The organism is Marinobacter sp. M3C (assembly GCF_023311895.1).
Taxonomy (GTDB): Bacteria; Pseudomonadota; Gammaproteobacteria; order Pseudomonadales; family Oleiphilaceae; genus Marinobacter.
Window position 1 is genome coordinate 794,939 of sequence record NZ_CP092284.1, and the last position, 24,572, is coordinate 819,510.

General features: G+C 52.4%; 21 protein-coding genes and 1 pseudogene. 16 read left to right on the top strand and 6 right to left on the bottom strand.

Features of this window, described 5'->3' with window-relative positions:
* Positions 1-43: 43 nt before the first annotated feature.
* From MIH18_RS03515 to MIH18_RS03540, 6 genes are all read left to right on the top strand, one after another.
* A complete protein-coding gene (locus MIH18_RS03515) occupies positions 44-628 on the top strand; it encodes a hypothetical protein (protein WP_249013951.1) in 585 nt (194 codons plus the stop codon).
* A gap of 173 nt (positions 629-801) precedes the next feature.
* Entirely contained in the window at positions 802-1,083 is a 282-nt protein-coding gene (locus MIH18_RS03520; RefSeq protein WP_249012538.1) for a type II toxin-antitoxin system Phd/YefM family antitoxin, read from the top strand.
* Complete coding sequence (locus MIH18_RS03525; RefSeq protein WP_249006798.1) at positions 1,080-1,382, top strand: type II toxin-antitoxin system RelE/ParE family toxin; 303 nt, start codon at positions 1,080-1,082, stop codon at positions 1,380-1,382. The genes MIH18_RS03520 and MIH18_RS03525 overlap by 4 nt, the downstream gene beginning before the upstream one ends.
* A gap of 142 nt (positions 1,383-1,524) precedes the next feature.
* The gene (locus tag MIH18_RS03530; protein ID WP_249008559.1) at positions 1,525-1,803 is read left to right on the top strand and encodes a type II toxin-antitoxin system RelE/ParE family toxin; all 279 of its coding nucleotides are present in this window, start codon (positions 1,525-1,527) and stop codon (positions 1,801-1,803) included.
* A gap of 10 nt (positions 1,804-1,813) precedes the next feature.
* Positions 1,814-2,128 carry a HigA family addiction module antitoxin gene (locus MIH18_RS03535; RefSeq protein ID WP_249008558.1) on the top strand — a complete coding sequence of 105 codons (315 nt, stop codon included), beginning with the start codon at positions 1,814-1,816 and terminating at the stop codon, positions 2,126-2,128.
* Positions 2,129-2,505: 377 nt separating this feature from the next.
* A complete protein-coding gene (locus MIH18_RS03540) occupies positions 2,506-3,153 on the top strand; it encodes a glutathione S-transferase (RefSeq protein WP_283164826.1) in 648 nt (215 codons plus the stop codon).
* A 193-nt stretch (positions 3,154-3,346) separates the two neighbouring features.
* On the opposite strand, the gene MIH18_RS03545 is transcribed toward MIH18_RS03540, so the two are convergent.
* Entirely contained in the window at positions 3,347-4,393 is a 1,047-nt protein-coding gene (locus MIH18_RS03545; RefSeq protein WP_249008557.1) for an ACP S-malonyltransferase, read from the bottom strand.
* Positions 4,393-6,579, bottom strand: coding sequence for a thiamine pyrophosphate-dependent enzyme (locus tag MIH18_RS03550; RefSeq protein ID WP_249008556.1), 2,187 nt, complete (start codon positions 6,577-6,579; stop codon positions 4,393-4,395). The genes MIH18_RS03545 and MIH18_RS03550 overlap by 1 nt, the downstream gene beginning before the upstream one ends.
* Before the next feature lie 94 nt (positions 6,580-6,673).
* Here MIH18_RS03550 and MIH18_RS03555 point away from each other — a divergent pair, with 94 nt between their 5' ends.
* On the top strand, positions 6,674-7,546 hold the full coding sequence (locus MIH18_RS03555; RefSeq protein ID WP_249008555.1) for a LysR family transcriptional regulator: 873 nt from the start codon (positions 6,674-6,676) through the stop codon (positions 7,544-7,546).
* A 78-nt stretch (positions 7,547-7,624) separates the two neighbouring features.
* Here MIH18_RS03555 and MIH18_RS03560 read toward each other — a convergent pair whose 3' ends face one another.
* The gene (locus MIH18_RS03560) at positions 7,625-8,560 is read right to left on the bottom strand and encodes a LysR family transcriptional regulator (RefSeq protein ID WP_249008554.1); all 936 of its coding nucleotides are present in this window, start codon (positions 8,558-8,560) and stop codon (positions 7,625-7,627) included.
* A 139-nt stretch (positions 8,561-8,699) separates the two neighbouring features.
* On the opposite strand from MIH18_RS03560, the gene MIH18_RS03565 reads away from it, so the two are divergent.
* From MIH18_RS03565 to MIH18_RS03585, 5 genes are all read left to right on the top strand, one after another.
* Positions 8,700-10,193 carry an aldehyde dehydrogenase family protein gene (locus tag MIH18_RS03565; protein ID WP_249013952.1) on the top strand — a complete coding sequence of 498 codons (1,494 nt, stop codon included), beginning with the start codon at positions 8,700-8,702 and terminating at the stop codon, positions 10,191-10,193.
* Positions 10,194-10,274: 81 nt separating this feature from the next.
* Positions 10,275-11,729, top strand: a complete 1,455-nt coding sequence (locus MIH18_RS03570) for a sodium-dependent transporter (protein WP_249008552.1) — start codon at positions 10,275-10,277, stop codon at positions 11,727-11,729.
* Complete coding sequence (locus tag MIH18_RS03575; RefSeq protein WP_249008551.1) at positions 11,726-12,037, top strand: hypothetical protein; 312 nt, start codon at positions 11,726-11,728, stop codon at positions 12,035-12,037. Before MIH18_RS03570 ends, MIH18_RS03575 begins: the two co-directional genes overlap by 4 nt.
* An 83-nt stretch (positions 12,038-12,120) precedes the next feature.
* Positions 12,121-13,398 carry an FAD-binding oxidoreductase gene (locus MIH18_RS03580; protein ID WP_249008550.1) on the top strand — a complete coding sequence of 426 codons (1,278 nt, stop codon included), beginning with the start codon at positions 12,121-12,123 and terminating at the stop codon, positions 13,396-13,398.
* Positions 13,399-13,548: 150 nt separating this feature from the next.
* A complete protein-coding gene (locus MIH18_RS03585) occupies positions 13,549-14,571 on the top strand; it encodes an Ldh family oxidoreductase (protein ID WP_249008549.1) in 1,023 nt (340 codons plus the stop codon).
* Positions 14,572-14,789: 218 nt separating this feature from the next.
* Here MIH18_RS03585 and MIH18_RS03590 read toward each other — a convergent pair whose 3' ends face one another.
* From MIH18_RS03590 to MIH18_RS03600, 3 genes are all read right to left on the bottom strand, one after another.
* Positions 14,790-15,677 (bottom strand): LysR substrate-binding domain-containing protein, encoded by an 888-nt coding sequence (locus tag MIH18_RS03590; protein WP_249008548.1) that lies wholly within the window; start codon positions 15,675-15,677, stop codon positions 14,790-14,792.
* Between the two features lie 73 nt (positions 15,678-15,750).
* The gene (locus tag MIH18_RS03595; RefSeq protein ID WP_349293804.1) at positions 15,751-17,634 is read right to left on the bottom strand and encodes a TRAP transporter permease; all 1,884 of its coding nucleotides are present in this window, start codon (positions 17,632-17,634) and stop codon (positions 15,751-15,753) included.
* A 128-nt stretch (positions 17,635-17,762) separates the two neighbouring features.
* Positions 17,763-18,758 (bottom strand): TAXI family TRAP transporter solute-binding subunit, encoded by a 996-nt coding sequence (locus MIH18_RS03600; RefSeq protein WP_249008546.1) that lies wholly within the window; start codon positions 18,756-18,758, stop codon positions 17,763-17,765.
* Between the two features lie 430 nt (positions 18,759-19,188).
* On the opposite strand from MIH18_RS03600, the gene MIH18_RS03605 reads away from it, so the two are divergent.
* From MIH18_RS03605 to MIH18_RS03620, 4 genes and pseudogenes are all read left to right on the top strand, one after another.
* A complete protein-coding gene (locus tag MIH18_RS03605; protein WP_249008545.1) occupies positions 19,189-20,442 on the top strand; it encodes an aspartate aminotransferase family protein in 1,254 nt (417 codons plus the stop codon).
* Between the two features lie 125 nt (positions 20,443-20,567).
* On the top strand, positions 20,568-21,929 hold the full coding sequence (locus MIH18_RS03610) for a VOC family protein (RefSeq protein WP_249013953.1): 1,362 nt from the start codon (positions 20,568-20,570) through the stop codon (positions 21,927-21,929).
* A gap of 559 nt (positions 21,930-22,488) precedes the next feature.
* Positions 22,489-22,680 (top strand): annotated as a pseudogene (locus MIH18_RS03615) (PhzF family phenazine biosynthesis protein); the annotation flags it as partial.
* A gap of 115 nt (positions 22,681-22,795) precedes the next feature.
* The gene (locus MIH18_RS03620; protein WP_249013954.1) at positions 22,796-24,571 is read left to right on the top strand and encodes an aminotransferase class III-fold pyridoxal phosphate-dependent enzyme; all 1,776 of its coding nucleotides are present in this window, start codon (positions 22,796-22,798) and stop codon (positions 24,569-24,571) included.
* Position 24,572: the final 1 nt, after the last annotated feature.

Consider the following 24,572-nt stretch of genomic DNA (forward strand, 5'->3'; position numbering starts at 1 on the left):
CGCTGCGCTCCGCAACTGCAAGCGTTAGATTGGACAAAAGATCATGAATGCCGCAGATTTTCTGAGCACTGAGTATGCGAAGCAGCTTCTTCGCGATGCCGATGTAATCGAGACAGAGCTAGGGCAGTTCAATGCTCGGTGGGTCAGCTTCTGGGACCGCAACGCAGACCACCTTGGCACGCTGCTAATTTGTCACCTTATAGTCGAGCACCACATTGATGAATGGCTCGAAGCTGCAAATCCCGGCATGAAGCCTGTGGGTGAAACTCGTTTATCGTTCGCCCAAAAAATGGAGCTTCTTGATGGTGTAGAGGCAACCGTTCAATGGTTATTGCCCGGGCTTCGCAGACTGAATCGAATCCGAAATCGGCTTGCTCACAATCTGGAGGCAGCAATTTCTGATGGCGATCTGAAGCCAATTCAGGAGATTGTCTGGCCATGGCACACAGCCGCAGGAAAACCCTGCAATAGCGGTATCAGCTTGGTTCGGGACTTTACCTTAATGGTTAGTGGAATGCTGAATTCACAAGCTCACTCTATTCGTTGGTATGGTTCTGGGTGCGGTCTTGTTGCGTATCAGCGGTGGCTCAAAAATGCTATGTCTGCCGGAGATGATCCCGTTGAGTAAGGACATGAAATCTAACAATCGCAGGCACGGCGACAGCTTTTTCATTGCGGCTGCGCCTTCATTACAAAGCTGCGCGTGCTGCGGGCGTTATGTTTTTCCCCTCGGACACCTTGTCTACCTCCAGATGATGTCGTACTCTTTAATGTACGCTAAAACGTACTGGAGTAATTGTCATGTCTAGGGTTCGTGTAGATGAAGATATTCGTCCTCTGTCTGAATTTCGGGCGGGGGTAGCCACATTTATAAAGCAGCTCCATGAAACCCGCCGCCCTATGGTGCTGACGCAAAGAGGTCGTGGCGTTGCAGTATTGTTGGGGGTTCACGAGTACGAGAGGATGCAAGAGCGTCTGGAAATGCTGGAAGAAGTGTATAAGGCCGAAGAACAGATAGCCTCCGGGGATGGTGTTGCTCATGAGGACGCAAAGGCTCGGGTTTTGAGCAGACTGGGTCAATGAAGATTATTTGGTCCCCGCTTGCGCTGGAGCGTATCGAGGATATTTCTCGCTATATCGCAGAAGATAACCCAGATGCTGCGCTACAGTGGGTTAACGATTTATTCGCCACGGTAGAGCGGCTAGCCGACTTCCCCAAAAGTGGGCGTATGGTTCCCGAGGTGGGGGCGCCGCGTATCAGAGAGCTGATATTTGGAACCTATCGGGTTATTTATAGCGTTAAAGATCAGGTTAATATCCTGACTGTGCGTCGCAGCAGTCAGTTATTGCGGATGTCCGAGGTTGGTGATGATGAAACATAACCAGCGGCATCACGGCGACCGATTTTCCGCCGCTTCGCGGCTCCAAACCGGCGCGTGAGCCGAGCGTTATGCCTTTTCGTAAAGCCTGATCGCTCCAGTATTAACGCTTGACGTTATTAACGCATCGCGTCACTATCTATGCATGATCATATCGTTCAAGTGTAAGGATACCGAGAAGCTGGCAGGTGGTCGCCGTGTAAGACGATTCGTCAATTTTGAGCGCGTTGCCTTGAGGAAAATTCGGCAGCTTCAGGCAGCAGGTCAGCTGGATGATCTTAAAGTACCACCCGGTAATAAGCTGGAGCCGTTGTCTGGTGATCGTCGAGGTCAGCATAGCATTCGAATCAACAAGCAGTTTCGGGTGTGCTTCCGCTGGACCAAAGCTGGTGCGGAAGACATTGAAATTATTGATTACCACTAGGAGCTAAATCATGCGCAACATTGATGCTGTAACGCCCGGCGAGTTGCTGAAAGAAGAATTTATTGAGCCCATGGGTATTTCTCAATACCGTCTTGCAAAAGAAATTGGGGTCCCGGCCCAGCGAATCGGCCAGATTATCGCGGGTAAGCGTTCAATAACCGCAGACACTGATCTCCGGCTCTGTCGCTTTCTTGGTTTATCCAACGGCTACTGGCTGCGGGTTCAGACAGCCTATGACACTGAGATTGCAGAAGATGCCCTTGAGGATCAGTTGAAGAATATTCGCCCCTGGAACTCCGGGCCAGAGATGGGGCACAGGGCATAAGCAACGGCTGCACAGCGACCGATTTTCCGCCGCTTCGCGGCTCCAAACTGGCGCGTGAGCCGGGCGTTAGGTTTGAGCGTACTCCACAGGTAATCATCATGTTTGGAATCTTTAAGGAGCTGGAATCCTCAAGCCAAACAAGTCCAGAAAGCGATCTCAAGTGCTCTTGACCACTACAGCTGGGTTTCTATGTGTAGATATCGGTGCAATTGCGTCGGCTGAGCGCCATTCAGGTTAAAATCATTAATTTTAAAAAATTGACGATATAAATCTGTACAGGACTTCCCTCTTTAACAGCGATCAAGAGTGAAATTAAGTAACCACTGAAATCAGTGACTCTAAGCCCACGGATTTCGATTCAACTGCGAAAAATACCCATGACTTCCTCACGTCATCGCCTGTACTCTTTTCGTCGCTGTCCCTATGCTATGCGCGCCCGTCTCGGCCTCTTGTTTGCTGGTTTGCAGGTGGAACTGCGGGAGATAATATTGAAAAACAAACCGGACCAGATGCTGGCGATTAGTCCGAAAGGCACCGTGCCTGTTTTACAGCGTTGTGATGGTACCGTGGTTGAAGAGAGCCGGGAAATAATGGTGTGGGCGCTTCGGCAGCAAGATCCACAAGGGCTGTTGGATGCAACGGTTTTGCATCAGGCCAATGCTCTGATTGAGCAAAACGACAACGAATTTAAACATTGGTTGGATCGCTACAAATACGCCGACCGATATCTCGAAATGAGCCAATCAGAGTACCGGCAACGGGGTGAGGTCTTTTTACAGGTTTTAGAGGCGTTGCTGACTAAAAACCCTTGCTTACTGGGGGATAACGCGACTATTGCCGATATTGGCATCATGCCTTTTGTCCGCCAATTCGCCCATGTGGATCGCGATGTTTTTTACAGCCTCCCTTATCCGAACCTGCATCTGTGGTTACAACACTGGTTGGAGCACCCATTTTTTCTGCAAGTCATGACCAAGTTTAGGCCATGGCAAGAGGGAGATGACGTTGTGGTTTTTCCTTCTTAACACTAAGCACTTAAACCGTTTTAACCTCCAAGATGACTGGTTGCGTAGTATTGAAGATACGTGCCAATTCTTCGGCGCAGTGCCTCAAAAAATCCTGTTCGACCATGCCAAGACCACCATGATCGAGCGCGTACGGCTTATGACTCTGAGTCGAAATAATAAATGCGGCCCGTTTCAGCCGCAAAAATGCTCATCACTGGCGAAGCACGATTGGCCGCTGCTCTGGCATTCCCATGGATATCATCAGTGGGTTGTCTTCCTGTCGCTGCTTGAAGGCGGCTTTACTGTTCATATCCTGCCAGTTGCTCAGAATCAGGCTCTGGGCGACGGCTCCTCCCAGGGTTGTGCCCGGCCCCAAAATAATCAGTTTGTCCGGCGCGAATTCACGAACAGCAACACGCAAAGCAGCGTTGAAATCGTAGGGTTGGGTCAACTGATGGCTCAGGGTGTAGTCCCAAAGCGCCTTGTGATCTGTACTCCAGGGAGACCAGATGTGGCCGCGGCCGTCAATTAAAGGAATCTCTGGCCTGCCGAACAGCGCTGGCCCCAAGGCTTCCTTTGCCATCGCCCGCACCGGCTCTTGCAGTGGCGTATGGAAGGCCGCGTGATTGAGCAACCGCATGGGAAAATGGTCTTTTTTGGGCAGTCCACGATTCAGGGCTGCCATACCCGGTGTGTCGGCACCAAACACCATCATACCGCCCAGATCGATGGACAGATAAGCCCGGCCTTCGCCACTTTTGCAGATCTCATCGGCTAAAGCCAGGTAGCGGGCGCGGGCATCCCAGTCTGGACGCCAGTCGTCATCCACCCAGGGAATGAGAAGTTGGCCGCCAATCAGGCGCTCCTGCATTAATCCGCCCATAGTGTTGACCAGATGCAGGCCCTTTTGTGCATCCAGCGCACCGGCGATCGCCAGGCTGATATACCAACCCATGGAGTTGCCGGTAACAGCAACGATCTCATAGCGATCTTGGTCGATATCCAAAAAGTCAGCGTAGGCACACGCGTAGATCAGTCCCGATGCATGGTCTCCCCGGCTGTGCAGTTTCAGCGAATAGGCTTTCTCTTCGTCCAGCTCTGTCAGAGTTGGCTGCTGGTGTTGACGCCGATAGTCGTCGAAGCTCTCCAGCAAAGCGCTTTTATCCGCATGGTGACGCTTGAGGTAGCCCCATTCGGGGGCATTGTAGGTGCCGCGTCCGGGACAGACGACAACAACGCGTTGTTTGGATGTGGACATCAGGCACCTTTCTCAATTGCAGTGGAATCGGCCCCGGTCAGGGCACGAACATGCTCAAGGATATCTCCAACGGCTGGGAGCGTGCTGGTGGAGGCTTCACCCAGGGCGATAAAGCTGTCCAGCGCGGTCACGCGATCCATGCGGGAACTGGCGACACCCTGAGCACTCAACTCACTGATCAGCTCTTCACTGATCGAGCCGTGTCGACGGCATTCATCGACAACCAGAATCTGTTTGCAATCCTTCACCGCTTCATAAAGGGCAGCATGGTCAATTTCGGTTAGCCAGCAGAGGTCTATTACCCGCACCGAGATACCCTCCGGTGCCAGTTGCTCGGCCGCCTGCAGGCTGAGCGTCACACCATTGCCGTAAGTGATGATAGCCAGGTGGCTACCTGGACGGCATTGGCGGAAGCGGCCGCGGGGCAAGCGGTAATCCGGTCCGGGGTCTGGCTGACAGGCCAACTGGTCGCCTTCGGTCAGCAGATCGCGATTATGATAACGGGCGATGGGTTCGATGATTACGACCACCCGCTGTTCTTCATCGGCCAGGCGTACTGCTTCTTGCAGGAGGCCTACGGCACTGGTGCCATCACTGGGACAAGCCACCAGTAAACCGGGGATGTCGCGCAATACGGCCAGGCTGTTGTCATTGTGGAAGTGGCCACCAAAGCCTTTCTGGTAACCCAGCCCGGCGATACGAACGACCATCGGATTTGTAAATTGGCCGTTAGAGAAAAAGCTCAGGGTTGCCGCTTCGCCACGCAGTTGATCCTCGGCATTGTGTAGATAGGCTAAAAACTGGATTTCCAGAATCGGGATCAGGCCGTTCTGCCCCATGCCGATGCCCAGCCCCAGTATGCTTTGCTCATCCAAAAGAGTATCAATCACTCTATGGCGGCCATATTGTTGCTGAAGTCGCTGGGTTACCCCGTAGACGCCCCCTTTGTTGCCAATATCCTCGCCCGCCATTACCAATTGTGGGAAGCGTGCCATCAGCCTGTGTAGGCTCTGATTGATTAATCGGGCCATGGGCTGGGGCGTGGGATCGATTGCCGGTAATTCTGCAGCCGGATTGGCAAGGCTGGGCCTGATGGGTGGCACGATAGCACTCATTACGGCTTCCGAGCCGCGCAAGCGTGGGCGTTGGGATGCTTGATCGCCAACGGCACTTAAGCGATTCCAGGCCGTATCGAGCAGCTGGCCCAGATCGGCTCGGCTGAGGTGGGTCTCACGCAGCAGTCGGGCGGCACCGTGGGCCAGCGGGTCTTCATTGGTCATGGCCTGAATCTGGGCCTGGCTCAGGTAAGCTTGTTGTGCATCAGATCCGGCGTGGCCATAAAGGCGCACACAGCGCATGTGAAGGAAAACCGGTTGCCGGTGGGTGCGGGCAAAAATGGCGGCGCGGCTAGCCGCTTGCCAGGTGTCCAGCAGGTCCAGGCCGTTGCAAGCGATATAATGCAGGCCGGGGCGATTCGCCATGGAGGCGGCCACCCAGCCCTGGGGCGTTGGTGTGGAAATACCGAGACCATTATCCTCGCATACAAAGATCAGCGGCATGGGCAGGCCCTGATAGGCAGTCCAGCACGCCGTATTGATCGCGCCTTGGGCGGTAGAGTGATTGAGAGAGGCATCACCAAAACTGCATAAAACGACACTGTCTGTTGGCCACTCTCCTGCTCCGCCCAGGCGTTTCCACAAGCCCAGGCCATAGGCTGCCCCCACTGCTTTGGGCAAATGGGAAGCAATGGTGCTCGTCTGCGGAGGTATGCTTAGCGCTTTCGACCCCAGCACTTTATGCCGACCACCGGCGATCGGGTCATCGGAAGACGCCATAAAGCTTAGCAACATGTCCCAGCTAACGGTCTGCCCGGGTAACGCCTTACTTCGCTGGATGAAGAAGGCGGCATCGCGGTAGTGCAAAAAAGCGGGGTCGGTCAGTCGCAGCGCCTTTGCGATAGCAGCATTGCCTTCGTGACCGGCGCTGCCGATCGTGTAATAAGCATCGCCACGGGCTTGCAGCACTCTGGCCCGCAAATCAATCAGTCGACTTTGTACCTGGCTCTCAAACAGTTCGATGAGGTCGAAACGACTTAACCCTGCCGCGTGAGCGGTGCCGGCGGAAACGTCCGGAAGTTCTCCCTCGGTAATCCGATGCCGCAGGGCCCGGAAGAGTTCGACAGTCATGGCGTAATTCTCCAGTTTAGTTGCTTACTTATCCTATCGCCTCGATAGCCAGAGGTATAATATCCAATGACTCTATGTGACATCGGTTTTTCCTATGGATTTGCGACTGCTGCGATACTTTCTCGCTACCTACGAAACAGGTTCGGTCAGCGCCGCGTCACGCCGTTGCTTTGTCGCGCAGCCGTCCATTTCTGCCGCCATAGCCCAACTGGAAGGTGAGCTAGGCATTCCGTTGTTCGAACGCCATTCCAAAGGGGTTCGCCCAACCAGTGCCGGTCAGCGTCTTTACCCACTTGCCGCGCGGTTGATTGCAGACAGCGAGGCGATAGTAAGCAGCTTCAACCGCAGCGGGCGGCCCCTGCCGCTAAGACTGGGGTTGATGCGGTCGCTCGGTGCTGAACGAATGAGTAATTGGTTAAAACGTTTAATGGCCCACAGCGAAAACCTGGAGCTGACGCTGGTTGATCCGGAAGAAGCTAGTGATGCCCGTATCGTAACGGCCGGCATGCGCCAACCTCATGAAATTTTCGTGCCTATCTGGAACGATCGTTATCGTTTGGCATTACCGTCGGGACATCCTTTATCACTCAAAAAGCGGCTGACATTGAGTGACCTTAACGAGCAGCCCTTTATCTTGCGTGCTTATTGCGAGGCAACAGAGGCGTTACGCCAGGCATTGATTCATCAAGGGGTGGTCATCGCACCGAGGGCTCACCTGCGCACTATTGAATACAGTTTGGGATTGGTGGCGGCGGGCATAGGCCTGGCTTTGGTGCCAGACTGGCCAGAAACCCGGCGACGCCTGGACATGGTTTTGCGACCCTTGACGGATTTCCAATCGGACATTCAGATCGGGCTGGCCTACTCGAGCGAACTGAACGGGACGCTGCAAAACGCTTTGAAAGAGGTCTGCGGGCAGGTAGCCGGTGTTCGGCAACGTACTGGCACAAGAATTTATCGCCGCTGAGCCTGACAAGGCGTACGTCGGTGACATTACAGTACACCCAAAAATCCGCCACTTTCCAATTACTGCCCTGTATCGAGATTACGCCTTTGGAAGGCTACGGCAACCGGCCTCTGGCTTCGTGGGTGGCACCTCAAGATGCTCGAGAATCCACTCGATGAAGCCCTTCACCTTGGTCATCTCCGCTTTATGTTCGGGGTAGGCTATGTAGTAGGCATCGCGACTGGCTAACGAGAACGGCCACGGAATGACGAGTTGACCCGCCGATAGCTCCTCCTCGGCTAGAAAGCGCGGCACCAGAGCCACACCGCAACCCGAACGGGCGGCCCGTAACGCCATATCGAAGGTATCAAAGCGTGGCCCATAGTAACTGTGCTCGGTATAAGCACCTTGGGCTTCGAACCAGTCATGCCACGCACTGGGGCGCGTCGCGCTTTGTAGAAGAACCAATCGGGTTAACGCCAAGGGATCATCAATCCCCAAGGCTGGGATGATCGACGGCGCGCATACCACCACCATTTCCTCGTCTAGAAGTTTTATGCACTCCGCATTCGGCCAAGTGCCGTGACCAAAAAAGAACGCCACGTCGATACGCTCTTTCTCCAGATCAAAGGGCTCCATACGGTTGGCGATATTGAGATAGACATTTGGATACCGGAAACGGAAACCGTTGATACGCGGGAGCAGCCAGCGTGCGCCGAACGTCGGCAACGTGGTCACGTTTAACACCTCACCCTGGGCGCCGTAAGACTGCATGTAGCGTGTGGACATCTCCGCTAGCGCCAAAATCTTGTGCACTTCGGTTAAATACTGCGAGCCCTCTGGTGTGAGCTGAAGACGCTTGCGCACCCGGAGAAACAACGGATGCTGAAGCACCGACTCAAGTTGGGCAACCTGCTTACTAATTGCACTCTGCGTCAGGCTCAGCTCATCGGCAGCTCGCGTAAAACTGAGATACTTAGCCGAAGCCTCGAAACACTGCATTGCAGTCAACGTTGGCAATTGAGTACGGCTCATCGCAACACCTCATTATGCGAAAAAATGGAATGACCTCCATATTAAACATCGCTTGAAACGTGTCAACTCCCGCATAGATACTGTCTATACGCACAAACCGCAGTGACACAAAATTCGAATAAATCCAGTAGGAGATAGAATGATCGATACTATTATGCAACGCCTCGGCGTCAAGACTGAACACTATCAGCAGGGCAGCATGGAGGTTATTACGCCTATCGATGGCAGCGTCATCGGCAAGGTCGCCATGGAAGGTGCCGATGCGATCGATGCACGCATCGCCAGGGCCGAGCAAGCGTTCGAGAAGTGGCGTCGGGTTCCAGCGCCGCGACGCGGCGAGCTGGTGCGCTTGCTCGGCGAACAGCTTCGTCGCCATAAGGACGATCTCGGCGCCCTAGTCACCTATGAATGCGGAAAAATCCTGCCCGAGGGTATCGGTGAAGTACAGGAAATGATCGATATCTGCGATCTTGCCGTTGGTCAGTCGCGCCAGCTGTTCGGGCTGACTATCTCCTCCGAACGTCCCGGCCACCACATGCGCGAAACCTGGCATCCACTCGGCCCCATCGGATTGATTACCGCGTTTAACTTCCCAGTGGCCCCTTGGGCCTGGAACTCCGCCCTAGCGCTGGTTTGTGGTAACAGCCTGATTTGGAAGCCCTCAGAAAAAACTCCGCTCACTGCGTTGGCTTGTCAGGCCTTACTGGAGCGTGCGATTGCCGAATTCGGCGATGATGCGCCTGAGCACTTAAGCCAAGTAATCATTGGTGGTCGTGATGCCGGTGAACGCTTGGCCGATGACCCTAGAATTCCTTTGATCAGCGCTACTGGCAGCACGCGTATGGGTCGCGATGTAGGTCCACGGGTTGCGGCACGCTTCGGGCGCAGCACTCTCGAACTGGGCGGCAATAACGCCATGATCCTGGCCCCCAGCGCCGACTTGGACATGGCCGTGCGCGCCATTCTGTTCTCGGCGGTGGGCACCGCGGGACAGCGCTGCACCAGCCTACGCCGTCTACTTGTCCATGAGTCTATCAAAGACGAGGTCGTCGAACGCCTCAAAAAGGCCTACGCCGGCGTCTCCATCGGGAACCCCATGGAAGGGAACCTGGTCGGCCCACTAATCGACGGCCAAGCCTTCGATCAGATGCGTAACGCTCTCGACCAAGCACGCCAGGAAGGCGCCAAGATATTCGGCGGTGAGCGCCAGCAGATCGACAAGGCAGCGGGTGGCTACTATGTGACACCCGCCATCGTCGAGGTTGACCAGCAGAACGAACTGGTTAAGCGCGAGACCTTTGCACCGATCCTCTACGTCATGAGCTATGGGGAGTTCGATGAGGCCATGGCGTTACATAACGATGTGCCTCAGGGGCTGTCGTCGTGCATCTTCACCAGCGACGTGCGCGAAGCTGAGATGTTCACCTCCGATGTGGGAAGCGACTGTGGCATCGCCAATGTCAATATCGGCCCCAGCGGCGCGGAGATCGGTGGCGCCTTTGGTGGCGAGAAGGAGACCGGCGGTGGTCGCGAGTCTGGCTCAGATGTCTGGAAAAGCTATATGCGCCGCCAGACCAATACGATCAATTATTCTCGCGAATTGCCCTTAGCTCAAGGAATCAAGTTCGATTGATCCAAACGTTGCCACCCGGCTTGTAGCCGGGTGGCAACGTTTGGACACAAAAAGCCCAATAATGTGCTATGGAGCCAACAGATGACAAAAACAATAATTTCTAGAGAGCAATGGGGTAGCCGGTTCGGCTACCTGATGGCGATAGTCGGCGCCATGGTCGGCGCCGGCAACATATGGCGAATGCCTTATGTCACTGGTGAGAACGGCGGTGGCGCCTTTTTGATCGCCTACTTCGTGCTGCTTTATCTGATTGCCGTTCCCGGCCTGATGGGAGAAACCAGCCTCGGGCGTTATACCCGGCAAGGGCTGCTTGGCACCTTCCGCAAAATCTACGGTAATAACAAGTTCGTCGGCTTGGGGCTGGTGATCCTGATTTTCAACGTCGTCTTGATGTCCTATTACTCATCGATCGTCGGTTGGTCGCTTTATTACGCCTACCACGCGGTGATCGGCTCCTTCACTCAGACGCAGTTCGATACCGCCGCATTGTGGCAAGCATTCAGTAGCAACACGGCGTTGAACGTGGGCATGCACACCGTCGCGATGCTAATCGTCACGGGCATTCTGCTGATGGGTATCAAGGGCGGCATCGAGCGCATGGCCAAATGGATGATGCCCATCCTCACCGTTTCGCTGATCGCCATTGCCATTCGCGGCGTTACCCTGCCAGGAGCCATGGCAGGACTCGAGTTCGCCTTCTCGCCCAACTGGGAGTATCTGGCTCGCGGTGAGACCTGGCTCGCCGCCCTGGGCCAGGCACTGTTCTCGACGGGGCTCGGTTGGGGCATCGCTTTAACCTATGGGAGCTATCTGGGACGTAATGACGATATCCCCCTAGGGGGTGGAATATTTACCGCCATCGGTAATACTAGCTTCGGCTTACTGGCCATCTTCGCTGTCTTCCCAATCGTCTTTGCCTTCGGCATATCGCCAACATCGGGAGCGGAACTGACCTTCGTCGCGCTGGCCAGCGCCTTCGGTAGCATGACTGGTGGCTATGGATGGGCACTGTTGTTTTTCATGGGCTTCTTCTTCGCCAACCTTACGACCGCGATAGCTATTACTGAAGTCGGCGTTACAACTTATAAGGAAGAGCGCAATACTTCGCGCAGCAAAGCGGTGTTGACCATGTGCGGCATCATCTGGCTGCTAGGCATTCCGAGTGCCATGGACTCCTCCATTCTCGGCTATCTCGACTTCGTGGTGGGCAACTGGGGCCTGCCGTTAGCGACTTTCATCATCATGATCACTATCGGATGGAAGTTCGATGCCAGCCGTTTGCGCACCCTCAGCCTCAATCGCGGTGCCGATCTGTACGTGCCTAAATTCTGGGAGAGCATCATTCGCTTCGGGATTCCCGCGATTATGCTCTTTATCATGGTTTACTTCCTCTATAGCAACCTGACCACAACGCCTTGGAAGACCGTCAGTGGCCTTGCAATCCTGACGCTGACGATCCCGCTTTGCATGTGGATCATGAGTCGCCGCGAGGCAAACGCCCACTCTGTTACTAACGTCGTAGGCCAATCATCATGAGTATCGCTGCCATAATCGTCATGATTACATGCATTTTTGTCCTGTGGGGTGTAGCCAGCGTGGCTCTCGTTTATTCGATGCGCCAAGAGGAACGTAAATTACAATTGATAAAAAAGCAGGGCAGCTTTGAGCCTTATTCACCTAAGGCGCTTCGCGACCTTGATCGCTGGATTGAACAAAACAACACGAGCGAACATGTTCAAGAGATGCGTGACGTCCATGATGAGCAGCGGGAAGCACTGCAAAAGTGTAAAAGCTACTTCTATATTTGGGACCAGTCCGATGTTGAAATTATGAAGGAGATATAGCTCGGCGGCAGCCAAACAACGCTGTAAGTCTTGGTTTGGCTGCCCCTGATGTTTATAAACTATACTTAGTAAAGGACTGAGAGATGCGTGAAGAGTGTCTGTGGCTAAAAACGTCCAAAGAAGAGAAGTCAACTTACGCAACCCTCGAGGGTGAGGTCACCAGCGATGTATGTGTCATCGGAGGTGGAATTACCGGGCTTTCCACGGCACTTCATCTGGCAGAGGGCAATACATCCACGGTGGTGATCGACTCAGAAAGTATTCCCACCGGAGGTTCCAGCGCCAACGTTGGCTATGTAAATGCGGGACTCTGGCTACCTCCCCTTGATATCGTCAAGTTGTTGGGCCAAAGCGATGGTGAGCGTATCAACAACCTTCTCGGCAGTGCCCCATCCGAAGTTTTCAAACTAATTGACCGCTACGACATCCAGTGCGACGACACTCGGACCGGTTCCCTGCACATGGCGCACAATGCAAGTGGCATGAAGGATCTGGAGCGTCGCTGCGAGCAGTTCCGACAGCGAGGCGCTCCTGTGGAGCTACTTCAGGGTCAGAAGTCAACGGACGCCACAGGAAGCTCGCATATTCACGGTGCCTTGCTAGATCGCCGCGCCGGCACCATCAATCCGGCCGCCTATACGCGTGGACTCGCCCGAGCGGCCGACAGTGCGGGGGCGAAACTTTATACTCATACCCCGGCAATACGAATCGCCCGCAAGGGTGACAAGTGGGAGGTGGAAACGCCGAAGGGAAGGATCCACTGCGACCGTATTGTGCTCGCCACGAATGCCTACACCGAGGAGGATTGGAACGCGGTCAAGAAGCATTTTTTCCCGGGTTATTACTGCCAAGTGGCCTCCGCGCCTCTCGGCGAAGCGGCCAAACATATCCTGCCCGGTCGTCAAGGCGCCTGGGATACCCGTACAGTCTTGAGTAGCATCAGGCGCGATGTGGAAGGCAGGCTCATGATGGGAACCCTGGGGCGTGGCGAGACCAAGCCTCGAGCCTTCATCCGGGCCTGGGCCAATCGTATGAAGTGCATCTACTTTCCGGACCTGGCTAAAGTGGAATGGGAGTGCACGTGGACGGGTAGAATGGCATTCACTCCCGACCATATGCTACGCCTGTTCTCGCCTGCTCAAGGCATATTGGCGGTAGCTGGTTACAACGGCCGTGGTGTCACCACAGGCACAGTAGTTGGTAAAGGGTTTGCCAAGCTAATTCATGAAAATTCTGATGATGGTCTTCCACTGCCCATTCGCCATTCAAAGCCCGTGTCTGCTATCCGCGCGCGCAGCTTTGCCTACGAAAACGGGTTTAATCTCTATCACGCTGGCCAATGCTTGCGAATCATGACATGAAAAATCTAGAACCCACAAAGGACAGTCGATCAGCTGCATCGAGACTCACACCATGCTTGGCTTGTCGATTCACGCGAGCACGCAAAGAGTGTTATTCGACCCAGGCCGATCATCCATACACACACTTCATTCAACAATAACGAGGTTAATATGTCCGAAAAAACAGTGTTATTGAGCGAGGAAGAAGCGCTGAGCTTGTCCCGAAAAATATTATTAAAAAAAGGCTTTAGCGATGATTTTTCTCGCGCGATAAGCGAGACGGTTACTGCGGGGCAAAAGGATGGATGTGGGTCGCATGGCCTTTATCGGATTCTGGGTTGCATAAATACATTAGCATCAGGAGGCGTCGACCCTAATGCTGAGCCTTACATCGAGCCGTCTTCTGGCGGCATCGTCAAAGTAAACGCTAACGGAGGGTTCTCACAACTCGCCTTCTCTCTCGGTTTACCGGTGCTGATAGAAAAGACCAAAGAAAATGGTATCGCGCTTCTTGCCATTAACCACTGCGTACACTTTTCCGCACTTTGGATTGAAGTGGAGCAGATTACTAAAAGGGGTTTGGTCGCTATCGTCTGCAATCCTACCCAAGCCTACGTAGCGCCTCATGGAGGAAGCAAACCGCTTCTTGGCACCAACCCGTTCGCATTTGGCTGGCCAAGGCCCGGCAAGCTTCCTTTCGTTTTTGACTTTGCCACCAGCGCGATCGCAAGAGGCGATGTCGAACTTCACGAACGCGAAGGCAAGCAGATACCTGATGGCTGGGGAGTCGACGCACAAGGACAAGGATGCAACGACCCGCAGGTGGTGCTCGAGGAAGGAGCCCTACTGACCTTTGGTGAGCACAAAGGTACGGCTCTCTCAATGATGATCGAGTTGATCGCCGGCCCTTTGATAGGCGACCTGATGAGCTACGAATCGTCTCAACACGATGATGGCAAAGGCGCGTTGCCCTACCACGGCCAAGTTATCATCGCCATCGATCCTACGTTTACGGCAGGAAACAACGTCGAGATGCATCTCTCTCGCGCCGAAACCTTTTTCAGCTTGGTCGAGTTTCAAGGCGCCCGGCTTCCGTCTAAAAGACGCTACGAAAGCAGAGAGAAAAGCGAGAAATACGGTATTGAGGTATCGGAAAACCTCTACCTCGAACTATGCTCTTTGCTACATGATTAAGTGGTAATTAAAGATCTTTCTACTATTTGAAGTAAAACCCATTGATTGTAGACATAACGCTCAACTTCTTCGCGCCTATAAATGCCATCGCTGGGTAATTTCCTGCAAAAAATAGGGAGATCACCCTCAGATAATTAAAATATTAATATAATTTTATGCCGAGTAAGTGCGTAAAACGATGCAAAGCGTCTTAAAAGAAGTCTGCGAGCAGTTTACTGTTAATCACGTGACTCAGTAATATGTTCTACAAAACGCCGCACCTTAGCAAGTTCCCCTAAGTGCTCTGGATAAACAAGATAATAAGCACTTTTGCTAAGCAATCTATGGGGCGAGGCCAGCTTTAATCGACCTGCTTCCAGTTCTTCATCTACGGTAAAATGAGGAACCAACGCGACTCCCCCCCCTGCCATTGCGGTTCGCACGAGCATCGGAAAGGTCTCAAAGCGAGTACCGTGATAACTGCGATCAGTAATAATCTCTTGCACGGAAAACCAATGGTGCCAGGCATCAGGCCGGGTCGAAAGGTGGAGCAAAGGCAATTGAGTTAAATCGTCGACTGTGTGAATAGAACACTGACCCAGTAGTTCTGGAGAGGCAACCGCGACCATTTCTTCATCTATGAGTTTATGACATGCAAGACCTGGCCAACTACCATGGCCATAAAAAAATGCGACATCGATGTCTTCTTGTTCAAGATTAAAGTCTTTTACCCGGTCATGAAACTCCAAACTAATATTTGGGTTAGATGATAAAAAAGCCGGCAATTTTTTTGCGAGCCAACGGCTACCGAAACTAGGCAATGTAGCAATCTTTAGAACTTCGCTATTTCCGCTGTACGTCATAATGGCGTGAGCCGACATTTCAATCTGAGTCAGCACTTTACGCACGTCACTTAGAAACATGGCTCCTTCTGGTGTAAGCAACAAACTACGTCGCACCCGTCGAAATAATTTATGTTGCAAGGCAGTTTCGAGATGAGCTACCTGTTTGCTGACAGCACTTTGGGTGAGGTTCAACTCGTCGGCTGCCCGAGTAAAGCTCATATGACGGGCAGCCGCTTCGAAGCACTGCATGGCAGCTGTTGAAGGAAGATTGCGTGATGCCAAGCCAAAAGCTCCTGATAACCTGTAAGCCACCCCGGTGAACAAAAACCGGGGGAAACAAGGCTTTTATAATGGTTCAAGAAGCGAGCGATTCGGCCTCTTGAGGCGTTTCAGAGCGGCGTGATTGAAGCCAACCCACCGCCACCATGGCAACTAAACCCGCGCCACTCGTTAGCAACTCGGGAACCACCATTGCAAGCCCTGCCGCAAAGAGTACCAGACGTTCCCAAAAGAGTGAATCACGCACAAAGTAACCCAAGAGTGCGCTGCTCACTCCCATAATTCCCAACAGTGAGAAGACCAATGCACTTGAAAGACCAAGTAGCGTAGGGTCAACTAAAACCAGCATGGGATTATAGATGAAAGCATAAGGAATAATAAACGCGCCAATTGCTAACTTAACCGCTGTAAAGCCCGTCTTCATCGGGTTAGCTTGTGCAATTCCCGCACCAGCAAAAGCGGCTAAACAAACGGGGGGCGTTATATCAGCGATGATACCGAAGTAAAATACAAATAAATGCACAGCCATTGGTGGAAGACCAAACTCATTAATAAGCGCCGGTGCTGCAATCGTAGCCGTTACAACATAGTTTGCTGTCGTGGGCAAACCCATCCCGAGTACAATACACGCAATCATCGTGAACAGTAGCGCGAGTATCAAAACGCCATCAGCCAAACTTATGATGCCGGCGGCAAATTTCGCTCCTAATCCGGTCATACCGACCACACCAGCAATAATGCCTGCAGACGCGACGGCTGCGATCACAGGCAACGCAACGCGGGCACCTTTTTCGAAAATATCCAACACATCTTTTAGAGATGGCCGGGTATCTTTTCTCACCAAGCTAACGGCAAAGGCACACGCTATGCCCAGAAGTGCTGCACGCTGTGCTGTAAAACCAACGGAAACGGTTGTAATAATGACGATTAAGGGCAGCAGCATGTAGCCTTTTGACAGCAACAGCTTAAGCTTGTTGGGCAACTGGTCCTTGGGAAGGCCTAAAATACGGTGGCGTTTAGCTTCAAAATGAACTCCTATGAAAATACTCGCAAAATAAAGTATTGCGGGGATCAAAGCCGAAAACATTATTTCCCGATAAGAGACACCAACATATTCCACCATGATGAACGCTGCAGCGCCCATTAATGGAGGCATAATCTGGCCGCCCGTTGAGGCGGAAGCTTCAATCGCCCCGGCCACTTCCGGCTTAAAGCCTGCGTTTTTCATCATTGGTATTGTAAAAGAACCAGAGGCAACGGTGTTGCCGATGGAGCTTCCTGAAATCATTCCCTGTAAAGAACTTGCCATTACAGCAGCCTTTCCCGCGCCGCCTGTAAAACGCCCGGTTACCGCAAAGGCCAGGTCGTTAAAAAAGCGACCTACGCCTGTATGCATCAGTACAACACCGAAAAACAAAAACAAGAAGATAAAGCGAGCAGATATCTGAAGAGGCGTGCCAAACACACCGCTTTCTCTGAACCATAAGTATGGAGAAACCTGTTCAAGGGAAAATCCGGGATGCGAAAGCAACGGGCTCGAAATTAGATTGCCGAATAGCGCGTATAGAATTGCAAGCGTGGCCATAACAACGATTGGCATGCCAATCGTACGGCGAGTTGCTTCTAGCAAAAAGAGTATACCCAGTGCAGCAATCACTAGATCAATGGTTGAGTAACCCGTGATTCGTGCCCGGAGAACTTCTTCATAAAATAATATTTTATAGTAAGCAGCAAATGTTGCTGTGAATGCCAATAGCACGTCGTACCAGGGCACTCCATGGCGAGGCGCCCCTTTGCGGGTTGCAGGAAACAGAATAAATATCATACCCAAGGCAAGCCCTAAGTGAACTGCGCCCTGCTGCTGTGAGGGTAATGTTCCAAAGTAAGCTGTATAGAGATGAAAGCAAGTAAGTGACAAACCCATTAAGGTAACGAGCCAGCTCCACTTACCCAGCTGGATTGCCGAGCGTACTTGCGATTCTCGATCGTATTTTTCTAATAAAGTCGATTCATTAGACGTTTTTTTTTTTCACAATTAAACCCCATACAGATAACGCCGCTGACAAAGTCAGCGGCGAAAATAAACAATCAATCAGCCAGGTCGCTTAGGCTTTTTATGTTAGAGCGATCACGCGTGACAATCTGAATTACTTCAGGATAGATGTGTCCAATAAATGCCACATTATCAATTGACCCGCTTGTGAACTCTCCGCGTCCTGCAACAGCATCTTGCGCGGGTGCGTGCACGGTCATCCCGAGGTCCATGTTGTCATCACGAATGCTGACTAAGTTTTCGATTGAAGCGCCGGTTTCTATATTAGTGAAGTTTTGGCCATCCACGTAGCGGTTCCATATAGTGGCCATTTCACCACCCAACGGATAATAGGTGCCGCCCTGACTACCGGTGCCTAATATAAACTCGCTTTTAGGCACTACATCACCAATTTCAGCAACAGCATTTTCTACTGTGAGCCCCTGCTCTTCATAGTACCTTTTTGCACCAGGATGAATTGGCAAATCGTTTGAACCATTCAATGCATTTTCAAGCGTGATAAAAGAAGATTGAGAGTGGGTATTCTCTTTAGCGTACTCGTGCATTATGCGCGCTAATTCATACCCTAGCTCTTCGTCAATCGTATTCGTGTTTCCGACTAAAATCGCATAAGCCGTGATGGTGTTTACATCTTCTTTTTGAAAATCATAGCTGCCGGCTGGAATAGTAAAACGTTGATAGGCGCTATTTTTTTCAATATATTCGATTGCATCATCACTTAAGCTGATTAGACGGGCATCCCCGCTGGTAGCTTGCAGGTTTTCGATACTGCCGGAAGGCAAACCAAGAATTCCGATAGAAATATCGATATTGCCATCTTGTACACCGTTAAGTGCAGCCCCAAAACCTTCTTGATACGCACTGTAACTATCGTCACCTATTCCGTAGGCATCAAACAGTAATTGAGAAACACTTTGGGTTGTACTTGCGGGAGGTCCAATGGCGACATTAGGTTTGCTTTCGGCACCACAGCCTGTCAATAAAAATAGAACACCAATACCGCATAGTGCTTTAGACAGAAAATGTTTCATATTTGCTCCTACTAATTAGAATTTTTGTAATAATCTTGTTTCGGAAGATTTTCAAAATCTGACCACCTGAAAATCAATCAGCGAAAACCCTCACGAAAAAGTATTTGGTCATTGTTCACGTACGCAGCCCTACAGACAAAAGAAATTAAGTTGCGTATGCATTCCTTTTTTTCATGCACGTATTTTTGAGTGACCGGCGCAAGTTCATTTGGCGCACACCATTGCCACACTCCGCCTCAGAGCTCTCGCAACGAAAGGTTTTCCTGTAGTAGGCGGTGCAGCAGCCAATGCTGGGATACGACTTTACACCACATGTCTCATTTTATACATTCCTGCGCGGCATGCATTTAGCGTTTTTTTTCGTTTGTGATCTGCCGTAAGAACCTGTCTGATAGCGGAAAATCTGGCAATTTCAGGAGCGTTTACAGCGATGGAGTTTCCCCACGTCAGCAGTGCATTGGGCATCCTACATCCAGTTTGTATTGCGAAAGGACGTAATGCAGAAGTATGGGATGAGGAGGGACAGCGCTATATCGATTTTATTGGCGGTATTGGCGTTCTCAATCTGGGCCACTGCCATCCAGTGATTGTCGAGGCCGTCAAGGCTCAGGTCGACACCCTGATGCACTCTGCTTTTAATGCGCTGCCTCATCGTACCTACCTCTTTGTCGTAGATCGACTCAACCAGTTTGTTCCTGTTTCCTATCCTCTTTCATGCATGCTGACAAATAGTGGTGCAGAAGCGACAGAGAATGCACTGAAAGTCGCCCGTGGAGTCACTGGCCGCCAAGCCGTTATTGCGTTTGACGATGCTTTTCATGGGCGCACATTGGCAGCACTTAATTTAAACGGCAAAGTTAAGCCATACAAAGCAGGACTGGGAGCCTTGCCGGGTCCGGTTTATCACATACCGTTTCCTAGTCGAGATAGTGGAATATCTGCAGAACAGTCGCTTGCTGCATTAGACCGTATATTTGAGGTGGAAATTGCGCCAAGTGAGGTGGCTTGTTTCATCTTTGAGCCAATCCAGGGAGAAGGCGGCTTTCGTTTGCTTTGCCCTGAATTTGCCAAAACCCTGCGCGCAATTTGCACCAAGCACGGCATTTTATTGATTTGTGATGAAATTCAGTCAGGTTTTGGACGAACTGGTAAGCGTTTTGGTTTCAGCCATTTAGGTATCGAGCCCGACCTGATGCTTCTGGGAAAGAGTATTGCCTGCGGCCTGCCGCTCGCTGCATTAGTAGGCCGCAAAGAGTTTATGGATGCCTTACCAAAAGGAGCCTTGGGGGGTACCTATTCAGGCAATGCTGTGGCTTGTGCAGCGGCATTAGCAGTGATGGATATAATGCAAGACGATGCACTAACGGCATGGGCAACCGAGCAAGAGGAGGCAATTGTTCATTCGCACCAGGCGTGGCAAGAGTGTGGGCACTTTCCAATGGTAGGAGCTCTGACAGGTATTGGCGCTATGCGCGGCATTGTCTTTGAAGATACCGAAAACGCGACAGGCGCAGAGCACTTAGCCAATCTATTGGTAGCAGCCCGCAATGCAGGCGTTTTATTAATTGCAAGTGGCCGGAAACGGAATGTCTTACGCTTGCTGCCACCCTTGACTACGGAGCCAGAGGTGATGGCTGAGGGACTTGACATGATAAAGCAAGCGCTGTGTACGCTGCAGGTATGATCCCGATAACCAACTCAACTCCGGCAAGATCGCGACACCACCTCCATTCCCATTTGAAGCCGCGGGCTACTGCTGCCGCAGGCATCTCACCTTCATCCCAACAATATGCAATAGAGAGCCATGAAATGCCCGAAAAAACACTTCTTTCAACCGATGATGTTCGCGACCGTTTCTCCAAGGCTATGTCGGCCATGTATCAAGCAGAAGTACCTCAGTACGGCACGCTGCTTGAGCTTGTAGAACGCGTAAACCAGGAAACGCTTACCCAACAACCTGAGCTTCACCGCCGTTTGGAAGCGCTGAGTGAACTGGCACGCATTAGCGTAGAGCGCCACGGAGCCATTCGCGTGGGGACTGCGGACGAATTATTTATGCTGCGGCGTTTGTTTGCCGTTATGGGAATGTATCCGGTTGGTTATTACGACCTTTCTGAAGCGGGTGTACCGGTTCATTCAACCGCTTTCAGACCCATCAAAGATGATGCGCTATCAAAAAATCCGTTCCGTATTTTTACCTCGTTGCTACGCTTAGAGTTAATTGAAAATGAAGCGCTTCGCCAGCGTGCAGAAACCATTTTAGCAGCGCGCGATATTTTTACACCCAAAGTGCGAAAGCTGATCGAGCGCCATGAGTCGCAGCGCGGGCTGTCCAGCGAGGAAACTGATCAGTTTGTGAAGGAGGCTCTGGAAACATTCCGTTGGCATCAGGAAGCCACTGTAGATTTGGATACATATCATGCGCTGTATAACGAACATCGTTTGATTGCCGATGTGGTCTGCTTCCGTGGGCCGCACATCAATCACCTCACTCCGCGCACGTTAGATATCGATGAGGTTCAGCGCCGCATGCCTGGCGTGGGCATGAATCCCAAAGCCGTGATTGAAGGACCACCACGGCGTGAATGCCCTATTCTGTTGCGCCAAACGAGCTTTAACGCGCTAGAGGAGTCGATTCGCTTCGCCGGTAATGCGCAAAGTACCCACACTGCTCGCTTTGGTGAAATTGAGCAGCGCGGGATGGCGCTTACGCCAAAAGGGCGTGCGCTTTATGACCAACTCCTTAATGAAGGCCGCAAGCAAGCAACAGGATTGGATAACGATGGGCACCAAACAGTAATGAACAAAGTATTTGCCGCGTTTCCGGATAGTGATGAGGCAATGCGTCGTGAGGGGTTGGCCTATTTCCACTATCATCTGACCGAGATTGGTCAAACCGCTAAAGGTAGCGCCGACAAAGAGATGGAAGACTTGATCGCGCAAGAACTGGTTGAAGCGCAGCCGATTACCTATGAAGACTTTTTGCCGGTGAGTGCAGCGGGTATATTCCAGTCGAACCTCGGGGGCAAAAAGAATGAGGCCTATGCAGGTAGCGCCAATCGCGTTGCCTTTGAAGATTCTCTGGGTGTGCGGATAACAGATGAGTTATCCCTTTACGCCGAACGTGAAAACGCCTCTAAAGCCAAGGTATTGGCTAGCTTACAAGGCTAAGAATTAGGTTAAAGGGCGGTCTTACGCTCCAAGCGCAACACTATTATAGAGACTGAGCCTTGGGAATAGTTTTGTGAAGCAGGCAGTTTATAGCGCTCGATTTATTACAATTTGCCAGAGTGGAGCTATACCGGCGCTGGGTCAGCGACAGCGCCAATAAATCAGCACCTACATTCCCGTTCACCGATTGCACCCGAAGATCAGCTGGTCTGTTTTGGCGCCATCCTTGATGAAAATTTTGATTCAGTGTCTCTGGCCGAAAATGAGGGCAGGCTGGGTCTATTTATGCTGACCTGAGCCGATCGCTAATCGTGCGCTTTTTTTGTCGTCTGCAGGCTGCCACACACGGAAAACCCTCATTGTCTGTGTTATCCGGGCCGGTTTTATGGGCCCTTCTGTACTCATCCCAAAGGTTCCGCTCTTCGCTGTCAGCCGAACTGAGCTTCCCGTTTATATTGACGATGGACTGGTACCTACCCCGTCAGATGATGTTTTCATGGAGTAAGTAGAATGGATCTTGAAATAACCGTAGTAGATGCTTTTACAGATTTCGTTTTCAGATGAAGACCCTGTAACCGGCTCCATTCACAGGGGCCTGGCGCCATTCTGGGCAGAGCGTTTGGATAAAACTGACCTGGTGGCGTATCAAGCCTCAAAACGAGGAGGCCTGCTCAATTGTGTAGTTTCAGGCGACCGGGTGCTCATTTCCGGCAGCGCGGTTCAGTATTCAAGAGGTTACATCACCGTTTAATGCCATAGATATTTTGCGGGGTGCATTCAACCCTGTCATCTAACTGTCGGAAAACTGACACACAGCCTTCACCTTGCCCTGCTAGTTTCAGCGTAATCCAGCAGGAAAAGAGTGTATGACGTCTATCTTTGTTTTCTACGCCGTCGCAGCCATGGCCAGCCCTTATCTTATTTACAGGCTTGCGGGCAGGCTTCAGCTTTCTCGGGCAAAACATCCCTCGCTCCGTGGGCACAGTAACCTGTCCCGGCGCGTTGCCCGCCTGATTCCTTTCTTCAGCTACAGCGAGCATGGCTTTTTCGCCAGTGACGGCGCACCATCAGCCGTGCAGCAACAGCGCCGCCAGGCAATTCAAGGGCTTCAGGCCAATGCCGAGCGGCAGTGTGCCGAAACCCTGGCGCACTGCCGTGCCATTCAAAACAGCGTTTCGGATATGCGCTTTACCAGCCGGTACCGGGTGCCATTCCCCTACAGCCGGCAACTGCCAGACTGCTTCCTGCTCGGCTCCATGGCCGATGAAACCCGTGGCTCCCAGGTTCGCGATCTGGACGGCAACTGGCGCTATGACCTGTCTGGCTCTTACGGCGTCAACGTTTTCGGCTATGACTTCTACAAACAGTGCATGGATGAGGGCATCGCACAAACCAAAGCCCTCGGGCCGGTGCTGGGCACGTATCACCCACTGATTGCTGAAAACGTGAATATTATCCGCCAGGTGTCCGGGCTAGACGAGGTGTCGTTTCACATGTCCGGCACTGAAGCCGTCATGCAGGCGGTGCGGTTGGCGCGCTACCACACCGGCAAGACCCATCTTGTGCGTTTCTGCGGTGCCTACCACGGCTGGTGGGATGGCGTTCAGCCGGGCATCGGCAACACCCGCAAAGCCCGCGATGTTTACACTCTGGCAGACCTGAGCGAACAGACCCTGCACGTACTGCGCACCCGCAACGACATCGCCTGTGTGCTGATTAACCCCCTGCAGGCTTTCCACCCCAACAGTGACGCCCCCTCTGACACTGCGCTTATCGCCAGCGATCGCAGCAACGGTTTCGACAAACAACGCTATAGCGAGTGGCTCACCCGAATTCGGGATGTGTGCACTGAACGCGGCATTGTGCTGATTTTTGACGAGGTGTTTACCGGCTTCCGGCTGGCCTATCGCGGTGCCCAGGAATTCTACGGCGTACAGGCGGACCTGGTGACGTACGGCAAAACCCTCGGCGGCGGCCTGCCGGTCGGTGTGCTGGCGGGAACTCAGAAGCTGATGCAGCGCTTCAAAGACAACCAGCCAGTCAACGTCTCCTTTGCCCGCGGCACGTTCAACTCCCACCCTTATGTAATGGGTGCGATGAATGTGTTCCTGAACCGTATCGGACAGTCCGATATACAGCAGCAATACCTCGAATCCGAAAGCCTGTGGAACAGCCGGGTGACCCAATTCAATCAGCGGCTGGAAAGCGAAGGGCTCCCACTGCGAATCACCAACATTCATTCGATTCTGTCGGTGCTCTATACCCTGCCCGGCCGCTACAACTGGATGTTCCAGTTCTACCTCCGACAGGCAGGCCTTGAGTTGAGCTGGACCGGCACCGGACGGCTGATCATGACTTACCGCTTTACCGATCACGACTTCAGCCAGGTGATTGAGCGATTTGTCAGCGCCGCTCATCAAATGCAGGCAGACGGCTGGTGGTGGCAAAGCCCGGAGCTGACCAATAAGGCGATCAAGCGACAGTTTCTGGTTGACATGCTGACAGCCCGATTCCCGTTTCTTGCAGGCAGGCTGTCTGGCCCGCTGACAACATTTCGTGAAGAGTCGGGTGAAGAATTAGGTAAAGCGTCCGGTTCCGGCCCGATGACGAACCAACGCCAATACTCCAGGAAGGTGGGTTGAG